Genomic DNA, 16046 nt, shown 5'->3' with positions numbered 1-16046 from the left:
GGGATGTATGCCGGCAGATGACCTCGAAGAGGCCATGGGTGAGGATGACCTCGCAGAGGGGCAAGTGCCGATCACGGCACTACAGGAACATTTCAGCGTGTCGTTTACGCGAATGATCGCCTACGCCGCCGGATGCTCGATAAAACCTCATGAGACCGACTATGAGGGCGTTGACATTACGATCGTTTCATCGACGGAGTACCGCGGTTACTACGGTCCGCAGTTCGAGCTCCAACTGAAGTGCACCTACCAAGAAAGTCTGCTCAAAGATGACAGCATGACCTGGCGCATGAAGGCAAAGCCGTTTCGGAAATTGACACGCAGGAAACGGTACATCTCAGCCTATCTCGGTGTACTCCTTATCCCACGCGAACCAGAGCCATGGCTACGAACCGATGAATGGGGCTTGTTCACGCGAAGCCGCATGTTCTGGGAATCTGCCGATAACCTGAGATACGACGGCCCGATCAAGGAGTACCACACGGTACATTTGCCACGTCGCAACCTGTTCACGGGCGAGCAGCTTTTGGGCATAATGAAGACGATCGGCGATGCAGAGGAGGGTTCGCGGTGAACCGATCCATACTCGACAGTTACCGCGATATTGCATCTGCGTTGACTCCTCTTGCTGTCTCCCAGTTCCTGGCTTCTCATGACTGGGAACTGGAACATCAACAGCCCGATGTTCGTCAGGTCTGGCGCTATGGCTCGGGTCACTTGTCCACCGCGCCACGTGTCATGATCCCGCTTGCTACGGACTTCGCAGATTTCATGCCACGCTTCGTGGACGCGCTCGAGTCACTCGGGCACATTCATGACTGGGAGGCAGGTCAGCTACTGGAACACGTCATCGCCACACGTGCGGACCTCTTTTTCGTTCGTATCGATCAAGGCATGATTGACGGCACAATCCCCTTCCAACAAGCCGAAAGGACGCTGCAAGCCATCTACAAGATGATGAGGGCAGCAGCAACCACAACCGCTGACCCCCATCACTCGCATAAGGGACGCCGGCCAGCGGCAGTAGGCGAATTCCTGGATGAAGACGTACGCCTCGGGCACACGAAGCGTGGCAGTTTTGTGTTCACTGTCGTAACACGCCTGGGAGACCCTAACGCTCAGGCTATCGGCAGCCCCGAGCGGCCAACTATTGCCTTCCCTCGGCGGGTCATGGAAACCCTAGCCAGAGGACTTGAGACCACAAAGCGCCTGACGCAATCCTGGGACCAGGATGCCCTCGAATTTCCAAGCGGGCTAGGGCTAAGTGCAGGGCTGGTCGAGTCACTCGAAGATATGTCGCAGCCCGAACACCTTCGTTCGCTGGACTTGTCTTTCCAATGGGCAGCAGCTGAACGTAGGCCAGATGTGGGACTAGCAACCATTGTGCTGGACCGCGATGTGATTGATGGGCTCCCGCGAGTCCGGGAGCGGCTCGTACGAAGGGAAGAGCCCACACGACGGGAGACGTTGGTCGGACTCGTCAAATCACTCACGCGGGATGATGCGGCATCCAGCAACGACGAATCAGCAATCATCACCGTAGCGGCGGAGGTAAGTGGCAAAACTCTGCGAGTCCAGGTTCCGCTAGCTGGCGAGAATCACGGCTGGGCAATAATGGCATACAAGCGCCAACTGCCCTTTACGGTGACCGGAGACCTCTCATACGAACGTCGCGCATGGCGTCTGACGGGCGATATCGAAGTCGACTCGAGCTTCCTGCAGCACGTCTCAGGATCGTCAAAACCCGACTTGGGCGAGGCATGAAGCAAGAGTATTCCAAGCACCAGCGTCCGTCCCCCGCGGGCTGTGATCCCGGAACCCGGGGTAGCACAGCCTGACACACAGCCCGCGGGCACAAGCGATCGCATGACGACTTCTGTGCTCAAGCATCCGCGCTTGAGTACGAGACCGGTCACGCCCCGTCGGTAGTCATCGTGCCGGAAGGCCTCCCAAGCAGCGCGCTGGCCGGCGCCGACGTCTGGAGTAGGTGGTAACGGTCTCTTAATCGGAGATAGGGAACATTTCCTCGCCGGGCGCCGGCATTCCCTCTCCTACAGGCAGCGGTACGCGGGCACCGTGCTCCACTGGACGGACCAACCGATGCGAGCGCATGGACTCAAGAACATGCTCCTGTGTGGCCCGCCGTCGGCACCAGCGCTCAAGCCACCACTCGGAGACCTTGGCGTCCGCCTCGGTCAGTTCGGGATTCAACAGGTACCTCGGCTCCTGGTCGACGCCGAGCGAGTAGTCCCGCAGGTTCTCGACCAAAGGAACCCCGTAGAGGATGCGCTCCCGTCCGTGCTTGAGAAGCTCGTTGGCGGGCCAGCCAAGAGCTGCCAGCCCCACTCGGACCTTACGTAGTCGGGGGCTGACACCCTCGCCGAAGAGACTGTTGACCCGAACGAGCGAGCCGCTCAACGTCGAGGCTCGAACCAGGGCGTCGACTGTCTCATCGGAGAAGTGAGAGGTCCCGAAGGACCGTGACCGTCCAAGCTCGTGAAAGCCCATACGGATGTCGCTCTCACCGCCCATGACGTCAGCAGGCCAAAACAGTCGGTTGTACTGACTTGAACCGGTGCCGTAGAGCGACGTGGTTCCGACGAAGGAGAGCCGGGGCTCACGCAGGATCGGGCGGCCGGCCATCGCCGACGCGATGTCGCTCGGGCGTGCATACTTCTCGCGGTAAGCGGACAGAACCTGGGGCGAGACGGCAAGAGCCCCCACTAGCTTCCCCGCCGCTAGCGCGCTGTAGGGCGCCACGGCGCCGCAGACGGTGAGGTCGGCGATGACAGTACCGACCCTCTCTCCACGTGCGCGACGCACCACTCGGCGCATCTGCGAACGGGCCTTAGGATCCGAGAAGGCCTTGGTGAGTCCTTCCATCGTGGGCGGGGAGAGATAGCCTCCAAGCAGGCTGGCGATCTCTAGGGCTTCTGCGAGCGCTGACGAACGCTTGCTCCGAAATAGGTCAGTTTCGGCGCGCTCCACCCACGCTTCGCGGTCGATGTTGCGGACCGCACGGATCGTGCTTGCCTGGTGGTGCCTCTGCCGATGCCGATCGGCATCGGCCCGCAACCGAGCGATGACCTCAGGCGTGGGCGCTGCCAGGTCGGTCGGTTGGAGAATCCCGTCACGAAGGAGATCGTCAACGTAGATCTCGCGCTGCTGGCCCTCGATCCGCTGAGCCAGCCAGCCAGCAATATCAGCAGTGGGCTCAGCTTGCACCTGCTCGAGGAACTGATCCGTCTCCCAGCCCATCCAGCGGTCACGCTCGGCAATCTGGACGACGGGGCTGGAGATGGCCGCCAACCCGATCACCGCGTGAAACTCGGTGGCTGCGTCCCGGACCAGGATCGGCATCGAACGGCCAGGCACGGTCGCGTAGGCGTTGGACCATGTGTGGCGGAAGTAACGCCAGATGTCGTGAAGTTTGAATCCGGTCAGCTCACAAGTCGATGAGTCGACGATCTGAACGTAGGGCTTAATGACATCCGCAGACGCGCCGGCGCGCTGAAACGCGTCAGCCAGCTCGCGGCCGTCACGCATCAGGTTGAAGACGGAGACCAATCGGTCGCCGTGCTGGTGCGTGCGCTCCATTCCCTCGACGAACCGTCGAACGCTGCTCTTTCTGAGCTGTTCGTCACGGCGGAGGTGCTCCTGACGCCGGATCCGGGCCTTCTCCACCTTGCGGTCGCCGTGGACCGAAGGGGGAGTAAAGACGGCCTTAGACCTGTCCACTCGGACCGTCCAGCCTTGATCCACAAGATCGATGGCGACGTGAGCAGCTGCCGCGAGCAGAGGCTGGTCGTACAGGTTGTTGATCTTGGCTGCCTTCATCCACCGCTCGTGGTCGCCTACGGCTTCAGCCCCCACCGGCGTGCTCGCAAGCTGGGTGCAGAGCCGGGCGAACCCTTGCCGTTCCCCGCGGGAGGCATCGGCCGGAAGGCTGAGAGGGACGAGCTTGGCCTCTTCTTTCATGACTTTTGGAGCATCCGTCCGTAGGTCCTGCTCCACATGCGCAGGAGATCGTCGCAGTTGTGGCCGTCGCGGCTGAGGAGTGTTGTGGTGCGGGCGAAGGACAGGAGGAACAGTTCGAGGGCAGTCCGGAGTTCTCCTGCCGCCTCATCACCCAACTTCTGGAGCGGGCGGTACAACGCTGCGAAGGCAGGGTGGTCAACGTTCAACGTGACATCGAGCGTGCGCCGCTTCAGAGAAGAGGCGAACATCTTATCGATCGAGAGTTGCTCGGATCCAATCCGGTAACTCAGGGCGCCTGATCCCCTACCCGCCGTAGGGATGACAGGTAGATCGACATCCGCGGCCGCCGCTACCCGGCATGACGCCTCCGTGGCCGCTTGAAACTTGACCTCCTCGAAAGCCTGGCGGACACGTGAGTTCAAAAGCCGGGCGATCGCCTCCAACTCTGACCCGAGGGCCTCCTGGAGTACCTGGGAAGGCCGGATTCCCTGCTTGTTGATGGTGATACCAAAGTGCTCGTCGAGGACGGGATCAAACTCGATCTCGCAGCGCCACCAGTCGTCGTAGTTCTCTTTGCGCTTCGCCCCCATAAGGTGCCAGCCGGTCGCGATCTCGCGACCGGCGCGGAGGATGGAGACGCCAGCTCCGCCTACGATGCCGCTGCGCCGCTTGGTCGCATTATCCAGGTGATGCCAGTGCTGCACCGGCAGCATCGCGAACCGGACAGTAACGAAGGCCGTCCTGCCCGACGACGCTGCCAGTTCGTAGCGAAGCGGCTCGAACGCCAAGCCTGCGCTGTACCCCTCGACCTTCGCCGTGAGAAGCATGGGATCGACCGGGTCGACCCGCTTCCCATTGAGGGTCAACGTGAGGTCCCCGTTGCTGAGGAAGCGGCGGTAGATGCGTCCAAGGTCCCGCCGCAGCGCACGCTCGAGCCAGGCGAGGCGCTGGTACTCGATACGGTCACAGTGCTGCCAGGTCACCAGGCAGCCCGACCCCGTCGTGACGCCGGGCTGACGGCGAGCCCGAAGATCAACCGGGGTCCCGGCCGCGATGGCGTCAACGTCCAAGCAGACCCGGTTGGCCACCTGACCGTTCTGCCATGAGGTCACCTCTACTCGCCGCGCCTGGCTGAGGGACGCGGCAGGCAGCCCCATGCCGAACCGGCCGAACGACTGCCTTTCGTCGAAGCGTGACGAGCCGCCGAAGCGGAGGCATGCCTCGAGCCGGGAGCGCGACATGCCTTCGCCGTCGTCCTCCACACGGATCTCCGGAAGGCCAGCTGGTTTGGGCCTCGTGACCGTGACCGCGACCTTCGTCGCTGCCGCCTGGAGCGAGTTGTCGATGAGTTCTGCGAGGGCGGTCGAGAGGCTGACGTAGCCCGACTCCCGGACTGCGCGGATGAAGTTGGAGGAGACCAGGAGGTCGTCCTTACGTTGCGTCTGCCGGCCCATCGCTTCTCCCGATGACTTGCTCAGATACCTGCGTCGAGAGTAGCTGCATCGAGGCCGCCTGGAAAGCAGGTCATTCGGTGCGGCAAGGTCAGTCAGACCTGCTCACAATCGTGACCGTGATCCGCTTCGTCTTGGCCGGTTCGGTCAGGTCCACGCCTGAGCCGTCAGCCATGAGGAGGCGGACGGTAGGGCGGCTGCCCCCGGCAGCATGCACGTAGGGCTCAGCAGACTCGAGGGTTACGACCCGCCCCGTACGCTGCAGATCGAACGAGATGCGGTGGCCGGCCGTGTGCATGTTGATGATGCGCTCAACGACGTCCACCTCTGTCACCGCCTCCCCGACGAGGGCTTCTGGAAGCGGTGAAACGGTCTTCAGCGAGTTGATGCCAAGCACCTGGAGCGTGGCGATCTTCTTCCCCTTGAGTCGCTCCAGGAGCGGTGCGATCTCGGCTGCGGACTGGATGGTGGCCATGTGAGCATCATCGCTGAAGAAACAAGACGTGTGCGCCAGGCCCGGCAGTCGCTAGCTCACGCCTCCGCTCCCCCCTGTGAATCTGTGGTGAGACACCCGGTATCCGGGCTGCCCTTTCCGGGAGGGCCAGGTTCCCTGCCTGAGATGATCAGCACGAACGGCCCGATCGCCGAGTCTGAGGACTCGGCGCCGAGACCGACCCGCCGCTGCTTCTCCCCGGAGCACAAGCTGTGCATACGACGCCGCCCTGGCTGGGTTGAAGGGCGCGATTCCCACGCCATGAGCGACTGCACTCCCCATCATCGATTGGAAGGCCGCCCGGGACGCCGCGGAGATGACCACCCGGGACCGACCGGCGCACCAGCGCGGTTGGGGCCCTCCTGGAATACATGCCGGAGCCGATCGATTGGCCTGTTCAGGATGCCGACCGCGAAGGGAAGGGGTGGAGCCGGTGAACGACCTGAAGCTCTTCCGGGTCGCTGCCGGCCATGCGGCCGAGATCCCGGGAGCGGCGGTGGCGCTGGAGCGCCACCTGCAGACGTTGATCGAGCAGAACATGGAAGCGATGCTCGGGATCCGGTTCCTGGCGTCCGAGTACGGCACCGGTTCGCGGCACCGTGGGCGGATCGACTCCCTCGGCCTGGACGAGAGCAGCAACCCGGTGATCATCGAATACAAGCGTTCGAATGGCAAGGCGGTGATCACTCAGGCACTGTCATACCTGTCGTGGCTGCGCGATCACCGACATGAGTTCGAGAGTCTGGTGAAGGAGCGGCTGGGCGACGACGCGGCTGGCGCGGTCGACTGGAGCAATCCGCGGCTGGTGTGCATCGCCGGGGATTTCACGTCGCACGACACGAACGCGCTGGAGGAGATCGGCCGCCGAATCGATCTTGTCAGCTACCGGGACTTCGGCGGGGGCCTGCTGGCTCTGCAACTGGTCGCCTCGGTGACCGGCTCCGCGGCACCGTCCCGGACTTCCAGCACGCCCGCGACCACGAGTGCGTCTTCGGTGGGTTCAGGAGGTGGCGGCTCGACGGTCAAGTCGGTCCGGCAGTTCTACGACGAGTCGCCTCAGTCTCTGCGGGACCTGTACGCCGACCTCGACGCCATGCTGATCTCACAGGCAGATGTGCAGAAGGAGTTCCAACTGCATTACGTCGCGTACCGACGGATCAAGAACGTTGCGACCATCCGCTTCCAGCCGCGCAGCCACACCCTCGTGGTCCGGCTTGCGGTCGATCCAGACACCGTCGAGTTGGTCGAGGGCTTCGCCCGTGACGTACGCAAGATCGGCTGTCTAGGGACCGGCCCTCTGGAACTGCGGATCCGGTCACACGAGGACTTGTCGAGAGCCAGCGACCTCGTCCGGCGAAGCGTCGAAGGCCGCTGACCCAGATGTGCGGGGCCGGTGTGCATCAAAGCTGGGGTGCGCACCGGCCCCCGTTCGCGTGCCTTCAGGGGTGGCCGTCTGACGCGGTCTGGTCTCATTCTTCGGGGCCCGCCAATTCGAAGTCTTCCTGAGTCAGGGCGCGCTGAAGTCGCTGCTCCGCGATGTCGGCGTAGTGCTCGGAGAGCTCAACACCGATGAACTTGCGGCCTTCGCGGAGGGCGGCGACGCCGGTCGTGCCGGAGCCGGTGAAGGGGTCGAGGACGGTCCCGCCCGGCGGGCAGATCTGCACCAGTTCCTGCATCACCTCCACGGGCTTCTGTGTGATGTGCACGCGGTCCTTCCGGGGCTGGCTCGCGGTGTAGAGGCCGGGCAGGTAGACGGGGTTCCGGTCGGGGTCGACCGGGCCCTTGGTGCCCCAGACGATGTATTCGCAGGACTGCTTGAGTCGGCCCTTCTGCGGTCGGGAGACCGGCTTGTGCCACGAGGCGATGCCGCGCCAGGTCCAGCCGGCGGCCTGGAGCGCGTCGGTGGTGGTGGGCAGTTGCCTCCAGTCGGTGAAGACGAGCGCGGCGCCGGACTCGGTGGTCGCACGGTAGGACTCGGTGAGCAGGAGGGTGAGCCAGAAGTCGTACGAGCGCTGGTCGCGGTTCTCGCCAGGGAAGTTGGCAAGGTCGTGTTCGGCGTCGCCCGAGGTGTACTTCGCGCGGGCGCTGCGACCGGTTCGTTCGCTGCTGGTTCGGCCGCCGCTGTTGTAGGGCGGGTCGGTGATGACTGCGTCGACGCTGTTGTCAGGGATGCCGGCGAGGGCGGTCAGCGCGTCGCCTCGGTGCAGGGTGTACGGCATTGCGCGGTTCTCTCTTTCCGCAGGAACGGTCGTGCGCCTGATTCCGCGCTCCCGGAATTCTGCGCACGTCGGCGTGAGTCGCTCCCGGAGGCCGCAGAAGCCGCCTGAGGAGAGCGATGGGCTGGAGAGTAGCCACCATTCCCGGCCGCGTCTAATGACGCTCTGCCGCCATATGACGGGTCCCGAGTGCCAGACAAGGCGCCGTTTGGTGCGGCCGGAATTCATCCCTACAGTCTCGCCGTGTTCGACGGATGGGGCTCACCCCCCGGCCTGTTGAGCTGTGCTGATGCGTGTTGCCTCGTCCAGAGGGCACCACGGGCGGCAGTCGCGAATCGGCCTGACTTTCGGCGAGGGGGTTTCTCCGTGTGGCGTATGAGATTACGAGCGCGGCTGGCTGCCGTTCTCCAGTAAAGGGGTTTCCAGGGGTCGGGAGTTAGCCGCTCCCGACCCTGGTTTCCTCATTCCCTGATCTCAGGGTTGTGAATTTCTGACCGGTGCGGTGCCGGTGACCTTTTCGACGAGAACGCTGGTGCCGCGCTGCCTACAAGTAAGGAGCTGCTGATGCAGCATGCCCAGGCACGCCCTTCCCCAGAGCCCGACTCCTACGCCCTCGGTTCGGCGGACGGCCTGCGGCCGTGAAGGCGGGCGCGGCGATAGTCGGGGCCGTCGCTCTCGGCCCGCTGCTGCTGGTCGCCCCGCTCGCAATGGCTCTGGCCGGCGCGTCCAGCGCCCAGGCCGCCTGCGCGAACGGCAATACACAGGCTGTGGATTCTGCGGCAGTCGCCAAGCAGGTGGATTCGATCCTCAAGGGCGGCGGCAAGGCCACAATGTCCGTCCCGGGGCTGGACGATCCCGCGGAGCAGATCCCGAACGCCAAGACGATCCAGGCCACCGGCGTCGCCATGAAGGTGCCGGCCCGGGGCCAGGTCGCGGCTCTGGCCACAGCCTTGCAGGAGTCGGGGCTGCGGAATCTCGACTACGGCGACCGGGATTCGCTCGGCCTCTTCCAGCAGCGTCCCAGCCAGGGCTGGGGGACGGCCCAGCAGGTCCGCGATCCGGTGCACGCCGCGACGAGGTTCTACGAGGCGCTGCTGAAGGTCCCGGGCTGGCAGTCCATGACCGTCACGCAGGCGGCGCAGGCGGTCCAGAAGAGCGGCTTCCCCGACGCGTACGCAAAGTGGGAGCCGCTGGCCACGGCTCTGCAGAAGGCCATCGCCACGTCTCTGTCCGCAGGTTCGAGTTCCGACACGGGCGACAAGACCGACCAGACGGATGCGACGCCCGGCGCGTGCGGCACTGGTGAGGACGGCGCCAAGTTCGGTCCGATCCCTGCCGGCTCCGTCCCCAAGGACTACAAGATCCCGGCTGACGCGCCCACGTCGGTCCGCACCGCCATCCGCTGGGGTCTGGGCCAGCTCGGCACTTCGTATCAGTGGGGTGGCACGTGCACCGATCCGCGTGGTCAGGACCCGATGGGCCGCTGTGACTGCTCATCCCTGATGCAGATGTCCTACAAGGCCGACGGTATCTCGATCTCCCGGACGACGTACACGCAGGTCAAGGAGGGCAAGGCGGTCAGCGTCAACACCCTTAAGCCGGGCGACCTCCTCTTCACCCGCGGTACGGCCCAAGTCCCGGAACACGTAGGGATGTTCATTGGCGACGGCCTGATCCTGCATGCGCCGCGCACTGGTGACGTGGTCAAGATCTCGACCCTCGCCGATTGGCGGCCAGACGTCCTCGCCGCCCGCCGGGTCGCCTGACCGATCCCTCCCCCCCTCTCACTCCTCCCCTTTCTGGGCCTTCGCGCGCCCACATTCGCACTGGAGTTTTAGTGAAGCTCATTCAGCATGCCCAGTTCCTGGCGTACAACCCCGGCGTCACGCCGAGCGAGGGTGGTCTGCCCGGTCTCGACGTTCTGAAGAAGGTCATGGGCAGCATCAACCTGTTCGGCATCATCGCCGTGGTCGGCGCCCTCGCCATCTCTGCCCTCGTCTGGGCCTGGGGCCACCACAGCGGCGGCCACCAGGCCGAGGCCAACGGCAAGAAGGGCACTGTCGTCGCCGCCGGCTGCGCGCTACTGCTCGGCGCGGCCAACGGCATCGTGGCGTTCTTCTCGGCCATGGGGACGCAGGTTCACTGATGTCGAAGAATCGTTTCCCTTCCGCCAGGGCGCCGAGGCACGGAGCCCCGTCCTCGGTTCTGCGCCGTGCCTCCATCGGCGGCATCGTCCTTGCTGTTCTGCTGGCCGTCGCCGGTCTGGTCGCCTACGTCACCCGTGCGGAGAGCCCGGCCCCGGCGAAGGCCGCCGCCCCCGCGCCGGCGTCGTCCTCGGTGCCTCCTTCCCCTACCGCCACCGCGCACGCCGGAGCGGCAGTGGCTGCCCCACCCAAGACAAACGATCCGATCAAGTTCGCCAAGGCCGCCACCGAGGTCCTGTGGACGTACGACACCCGGTCCTTCTCGCAGGCCGAGCACATGGCCGGCCTCAAGCGGTGGATGACCGACGAGAAGAAGTACGCGGACTGGAAGTCCGTCTCGGACCAGGTGCCCAGTCCGGTGCTGTGGTCGCGGATGCACGACAACGGGCAGCACGCCGGTGCCACGGTCGGCGAGGGCCACTTCCCGCAGGCGTTCAAGACCGCCCTGGCCCAGGACCCCGGCGCGATCACCGAGGCGTACGTCTACGCCGTCACGGTCACCGGCAAGCAGTCCATCGCCTGGAAGGGCTCCGGTGCCGGAGCCGAGTCCCGCTCGACGACCCTCGCTGTCCTGTGCCGACCGGACCGCGAATGCGCCCTCGTCGGCGTCCTGCCGAACGTCGCGCCGTGATCGCCCTCAACCTGCGTAAGGAGGTTCCCTCATGGGGGCTTGCGACCTTCCTCTGATGAGTACGGTCTGCGACACCGTCGGCGGTGTCGTCGGCGCGACCGGCGAAGCCGTCACCGACGGCATCGGCGCCTGGATCGCCAAGTCGATGGGCGAGATGGCCCAGGCCGCGGCTGACCTGGCCTCGAAGGCCGTCGACAAGACCACCGCCATCGATCTCAACGCCGAATGGTTCAGGAGCAACTACGAGCTGATCCTGCCCATCGGCCTCATCCTCACCGTCGGCACGTTCTGCCTGCAGCTCACCCGCGCCGCCTGGCGCCGGGACGAACGAGCCCTCGCTCAGGCCGTGTACGGAACCGTGGCGGGGGTCCTGTTCGCCTTCGCCGCCATCGCCTGCACCACCGTCGCGATCACGGTCGTCGACGCGCTCAGCGCCGGCCTCTTCAAGGCGGCCAACAGCTCCGTGGACGACGCGGTACGCCGCATCATCAAGGTCAACGAGCTGGGGGCGATGTACGGCCTGGGCTGGGGCGTCCCCGCGATCGTCGCGCTCGGCTGTGCGGTGGGCGCCTTCCTCTACTGGGCGGTGATGGTCGCCCGCAAGGTCGGCATCCTGGTCCTGGTCACCCTGGCCGTGTTCGCCGGGGCCGGCGGCGGCTGGGAGGTCGCGCGGCGCTGGCGGCGCGGCTGGATCGAGGCGACCAGCACCCTGATCGTCTCCAAGCTCCTGATGACGATCGTGTTCCTGCTGGGTGTCTCCGCCATGGGCAAGACGGACGCGGGCGACGGGCTGAGCGCCCTGTCGGACGCGATCGCGGGCATCGTCGTGATGGTCCTGGTGCTGCTCTGCCCCTACGCCACGTACAAGTTCGTGCATTGGGCGGCCGACGGCGGCGGCCACGACGATCTGCACCGCACCGGTGTCGCCGGCATGGCGGTCGCCGCGGGTGCGGCGAAGACCGCGGGGCAGCTCGCGGTCCAGGCCGGCACGGGAATGCGGGCTCCGCAGGGGCCGGCGAAGGTGCCGGGCCAGGGCTCCGGTGGCGTCGCCTCCGGGATCGATCCGACGGGCGGATCCGGTGGTGAGGCCAAACCGAAGCAGACCCACTTCCGCTTCGGTGAGGATCCGAGTGCGGCCGGCGACAAGGGCCGGGCGCTGATCCGCCGTCCTCCCACGGACGGCGACCGCGGAGTCCCGCTCATCCAGCGCCCCGGTGGGGGCCAGGCAGCTGACTCGGCGCCAGCGGTCTCCGGACCTACGCCACAGGGCGCCTCGGTCGCAGCGCCGCAGGTCACGCACCTGGACCCGCCGGCACCGCGGCGCAGCGGTCCTCCTCCGCAGGGTGGCGTCACCCCGCAGCGGTGGATCTATCCCGGGCCAGCGGACCGCTCGGGCTCGTAGCCCGGAGCTGACGGGGTGGGCCGAGGCCCGCCCGGCCCACCCCGTCTTCCTCTTCTTCCTTCTCCTCATGTTCCAAGGACGGCTTCGCCATGCTCTCTGACGCTTCTCACCCCGACGGTCCGGCCACCGTCAAGTTCCCTCACCGCTCGCGGCGGGGCGTGCTGCTCGGCCTGTCGGCCCCTCAGCTGATCGTCGTCGCGGTGTGCGGTCTGCTCCTGCTCGGGGTGCTGCTCACCTCCGGTGTGACCGGGGCGCTCAAGCTCGTACCGCTGTGGGCCGTCGTCCTCGCGGCGGTCTTCATCCGCCACCGCGGACGGGCGCTCGCCGACTGGGCGCCGATCGCGATCCGATACGCGCTGCGCCGCTTCCGGGGGCAGTTGGTCTGGCTCGCCCGGCCGTCCACCCGGCCACGGCGAGAGGGGCTGCTCCACCTGCCCGGCACGGCCGCGTCCCTGCGGGTGGTGTCCTCATCGGACGGCCGCCTCGGCGCGGTGCACGATCCGCACCACGGCACCCTCACGGCCGTGGTGAAGGTCTCCTCCCGCGCCTTCGCCCTGCTCGACCCGGCCGCGCAGGCGGGCAACGTCTCCGGCTGGGGCCGCACGCTGGCCGCGCTCTCGCGCAGCGGGCACATCGCCCGCGTCCAGGTGCTGGAGCGCACGGTCCCCGACTCCGGCGACGCGCTCAACCGCTACTGGCAGGAGCACGGCAACGCCCAGACCCCGCTCGCCGGTCCGATCTACGGCGACTTGCTGGCCGCCGCAGGCCCCGCCGCCGCCCCGCACGAGGCGTACGTCGCCCTCGCCCTCGACCTCAAGGCCGCCCGCCGCCTGATCAACCAGGCCGGCGGCGGACTCACCGGAGCCTTCGCCGTACTGGCCCAGCTCGCCTCCACCTTCGACCAGTCCGCCCGTACCTCCGGGCTCACACCGAATGGCTGGCTGCCCGCGCGCGAGATCGCCGCCGTGATCCGTACCGCGTACGACCCCAAAGCGTCGGCTGGCCTCGACCGGTGGTCCGACTCGGGCCGTCCGCAGGCCCACCCCGCTGCCGCCGGACCGGTCGTCCTGGTCGAGAAGGCCGACCGTATCCAGACCGACTCGGCCCACCACGCCACGTTCTGGATCGAGAACTGGCCGCGCATCGAGACCAGCCCCGGCTTCCTCCACCAGCTCCTGTTCACCACCGGCGTGCGCCGCACCCTCTCGCTGACCTACGAGCCCAAGGGGCTGGACGCCGCCCTGAAGGACGTACAGCGCAAGAAGGCCACCGTGATCGCGGACGCCGCCGAGCGGGCCCGCAAGGGCCAGGTCGACTCCGAGGAGGACTCGGTCGAGTACGCCGACATCAAGCAGCGCGAGCGCCAGCTCATCGCCGGACACGCCGACGTCGCCCTCACCGGCCTGCTCACCGTGAGCGCGGACACCCGCGAGGAGCTCAACGCGGCCTGCGCCGCCGTCGAGACCGCGGCCGTCGCCGCCCTCGTCGACCTGCGCCTGCTGACCTGGCAGCAGGCCGAAGCCTTCACCAACGCCGCTCTGCCGCTCGCTCGCCCGTAGCGCGGCCCAGCACCACCGACCGCGCTCTACCGAAGGGCACCCCATGCCGACCGAGCCCCTGCCCGAACTGACTTCGGACTTTGTCCCGTTCGCCACCGCCGCGCTCGACTTCCACCGGGCCATCAACATGCCCGTCGCCCCGGTCGCCGCCAGCCGCACCGAACTGGACTCCCTGCACGCCCACCTGGTCGCCCTGTACGGGCTGCTGGATGCGCACACGGCGCGGACCGCCCCGGTCGCCGGCGTCGAGGGCGACCACCTGAGGACCTGCCGTGTCCGGCTGTGGCAGGCAGCCGAGCACCTCCACGCCGCCTATCACGCGGCCCCGCAACGAGTCACCGGCCGCCTCCCCACGCGGGAGGCGTGCCGGGCCCGGCTTCCCGAGGGCGCACCCGACCTCACCGTGTGCCAGCGCCACCTGGCCACCGCCGCCCGCGTCCGCCGTGACCACACCCCGGCCGACCTGCGCGACCCGTTCACCGGCCTGATCCGCCACTGACCACCGGAGCACCACCGCCATGCCCAACCGAACCACCCGCGCAAGCGCCAGTCCGCTGTTCGTCCCCCGCAAGACCGACCGCCGCACGGCCCGCGCCGCACGCGACCAGTTCGCCGCCGCCCGCGACAAGGCCCGCCAGGCCGCCCGGCCCGAAACCCGCCGCACCACGACCGGCATCGATCCCGAGCTGCGTGCCACCTACCCGGCCTCCGGCCGCCCCGGGCCCGCCTCCGCCCGCGGCGGCCGGCTCAAGCTCCCCGCCCACCGGATGACCACCGCCACCGCGTCCGGCGCCTACCCCTTCCTCGCCGAGGGCGGCCTGGGCGCCCAGGGCATCTACGTGGGCCGCGACGTGCACGCGGAGGCCGCCTTCACCTACGACCCGTTCGCGCTGTACGGGCGGCTCGACGGATTCACGAACCCGAACATCCTGCTCGCCGGGGTCATCGGCATGGGCAAGTCCGCCCTGGCCAAGTCCCTCGCCGTACGCGCCGTCGCCTTCGGCTACCGCATCTACGTGCCGTGCGACCCCAAGGGCGAGTGGACCGTCGTCGCCCAGGCGCTGGGCGGGCAGACCATCGCCCTGGGTCCCGGCCTTCCCGGCCGGCTGAATCCGCTGGACGCCCCTGCCAGGCCGTACGGCGTAAGCGAGGACGACTGGGCGGGCGAGGTCCGCAAGCGGCGCCTGCTTCTCCTCGGCTCGCTCGCGAAGACGGTCCTGCGGCGCGACCTGCACCCGATGGAGCACACCGCGCTGGACGTGGCACTCGACCAGGCCGTCACGCACGCCGAAGCCGCCGGCACCACCCCGCTGCTCGGCGACGTCGCGTACGTGCTCGGCTCACCCGAGCGGCTCGACGCCGCACTGGGAGACCTCTCCGGGCGCCTGGGACGGGCCGCCGAGGACCTGGCCCACGCACTGCGGCGCCTCGTCCATGGCGACCTGGCCGGCATGTTCGACGCGCCGAGCACCGTGGCCTTCGACCCGGCCGCGCCGATGCTCTCCATCGACCTTTCCCGCCTCGGAGGCACCGGCGACGACACCGCACTCGTCCTCGCGATGACCTGTTCCTCCGCGTGGATGGAGTCCGCGCTCGCCGACCCCACCGGTGGACGGCGCTGGGTGATCTACGACGAGGCATGGCGCGTGATGCGGCACGTTGCCCTGCTGGAACGCATGCAGAGCCAGTGGAAGCTCAGCCGGGGCCTCGGCATCGCCAACATGATGGTCATCCACCGCCTCAGCGATCTGCTCACCGCGGGCGACGCCGGCTCCCGGGGGCGTGCCCTCGCCGAGGGACTGCTCACCGACTGCTCCACCCGGATCATCTACCGCCAGGAAGCCGACCAACTCGGCTCCGCCGCAGCCCTGCTGGGACTCACCGGCGTGGAGACCCAGGCCGTCTCCGCCCTCACCAAGGGGCGCGGCCTGTGGAAGGTCGCGGGCCGGTCGTTCATCACTCAACATCTGCTCCACCCGCACGAGCGCGAGCTGTTCGACACGGACGCCCGGATGCATACCTGAGCCGTCCGCTCCCGCTCACGCCCCGGGAGCCGGCACGCGCCGCCCCGGCTCCCCCTCGCCCGTCGTCACATCACGCCCTCCGCACAGA

The 16046-nt window shown here is 67.2% G+C and carries 14 protein-coding genes; 10 read left to right on the top strand and 4 right to left on the bottom strand.

Translation table 11 applies throughout. The features are described from left to right. Positions 1-7: 7 nt before the first annotated feature. Together V5O46_RS24060 and V5O46_RS24055 are read left to right on the top strand one after the other, a co-directional pair. Positions 8-574, top strand: coding sequence for a DUF4365 domain-containing protein (locus V5O46_RS24060; protein WP_332886757.1), 567 nt, complete (start codon positions 8-10; stop codon positions 572-574). Then, entirely contained in the window at positions 571-1764 is a 1194-nt protein-coding gene (locus V5O46_RS24055) for a hypothetical protein (RefSeq protein WP_332886756.1), read from the top strand. The genes V5O46_RS24060 and V5O46_RS24055 overlap by 4 nt, the downstream gene beginning before the upstream one ends. 237 nt (positions 1765-2001) lie before the next feature. Here the strand turns inward: V5O46_RS24055 and V5O46_RS24050 are convergent, their stop codons facing one another. The 3 genes from V5O46_RS24050 to V5O46_RS24040 all read right to left on the bottom strand — a co-directional run bounded on the left by V5O46_RS24050 (position 2002) and on the right by V5O46_RS24040 (position 5904). Then, entirely contained in the window at positions 2002-3978 is a 1977-nt protein-coding gene (locus V5O46_RS24050) for a Druantia anti-phage system protein DruA (RefSeq protein WP_332886755.1), read from the bottom strand. Continuing rightward, a complete protein-coding gene (locus tag V5O46_RS24045) occupies positions 3975-5432 on the bottom strand; it encodes an ATP-binding protein (RefSeq protein WP_332886754.1) in 1458 nt (485 codons plus the stop codon). The genes V5O46_RS24050 and V5O46_RS24045 overlap by 4 nt, the downstream gene beginning before the upstream one ends. 88 nt (positions 5433-5520) lie before the next feature. Then, positions 5521-5904 (bottom strand): hypothetical protein, encoded by a 384-nt coding sequence (locus tag V5O46_RS24040; protein ID WP_332886753.1) that lies wholly within the window; start codon positions 5902-5904, stop codon positions 5521-5523. A 451-nt stretch (positions 5905-6355) separates the two neighbouring features. Here V5O46_RS24040 and V5O46_RS24035 point away from each other — a divergent pair, with 451 nt between their 5' ends. Then, entirely contained in the window at positions 6356-7297 is a 942-nt protein-coding gene (locus tag V5O46_RS24035; RefSeq protein ID WP_332886752.1) for a DUF5655 domain-containing protein, read from the top strand. Between the two features lie 94 nt (positions 7298-7391). Here V5O46_RS24035 and V5O46_RS24030 read toward each other — a convergent pair whose 3' ends face one another. Further along, positions 7392-8141, bottom strand: a complete 750-nt coding sequence (locus V5O46_RS24030; RefSeq protein WP_332886751.1) for a DNA-methyltransferase — start codon at positions 8139-8141, stop codon at positions 7392-7394. A gap of 635 nt (positions 8142-8776) precedes the next feature. Here V5O46_RS24030 and V5O46_RS24025 point away from each other — a divergent pair. The 7 genes from V5O46_RS24025 to V5O46_RS23995 all read left to right on the top strand — a co-directional run bounded on the left by V5O46_RS24025 (position 8777) and on the right by V5O46_RS23995 (position 15958). Further along, positions 8777-9904 carry a C40 family peptidase gene (locus tag V5O46_RS24025; protein ID WP_332886750.1) on the top strand — a complete coding sequence of 376 codons (1128 nt, stop codon included), beginning with the start codon at positions 8777-8779 and terminating at the stop codon, positions 9902-9904. 71 nt (positions 9905-9975) lie between these two features. Continuing rightward, entirely contained in the window at positions 9976-10284 is a 309-nt protein-coding gene (locus tag V5O46_RS24020; protein WP_332886749.1) for a DUF6112 family protein, read from the top strand. Further along, positions 10284-10973: a hypothetical protein gene (locus V5O46_RS24015; protein WP_332886748.1), complete on the top strand. Its 690-nt coding sequence runs from the start codon at positions 10284-10286 to the stop codon at positions 10971-10973. Before V5O46_RS24020 ends, V5O46_RS24015 begins: the two co-directional genes overlap by 1 nt. Before the next feature lie 31 nt (positions 10974-11004). Beyond that, a complete protein-coding gene (locus V5O46_RS24010) occupies positions 11005-12375 on the top strand; it encodes an SCO6881 family protein (RefSeq protein ID WP_332886747.1) in 1371 nt (456 codons plus the stop codon). An 89-nt stretch (positions 12376-12464) separates the two neighbouring features. After that, the gene (locus V5O46_RS24005; protein WP_332886746.1) at positions 12465-13934 is read left to right on the top strand and encodes an SCO6880 family protein; all 1470 of its coding nucleotides are present in this window, start codon (positions 12465-12467) and stop codon (positions 13932-13934) included. A gap of 43 nt (positions 13935-13977) precedes the next feature. Beyond that, positions 13978-14433, top strand: a complete 456-nt coding sequence (locus tag V5O46_RS24000; protein ID WP_332886745.1) for a DUF6238 family protein — start codon at positions 13978-13980, stop codon at positions 14431-14433. 19 nt (positions 14434-14452) lie between these two features. Next, positions 14453-15958 (top strand): ATP-binding protein, encoded by a 1506-nt coding sequence (locus V5O46_RS23995; RefSeq protein ID WP_332886744.1) that lies wholly within the window; start codon positions 14453-14455, stop codon positions 15956-15958. Positions 15959-16046 lie beyond the last annotated feature (88 nt).

Origin of the sequence: Streptomyces poriticola, from assembly GCF_036689765.1 — a bacterium.
Classification (GTDB): domain Bacteria; phylum Actinomycetota; class Actinomycetes; order Streptomycetales; family Streptomycetaceae; genus Streptomyces; species Streptomyces poriticola.
This window is presented reverse-complemented; position numbering and strand designations above follow the sequence as displayed.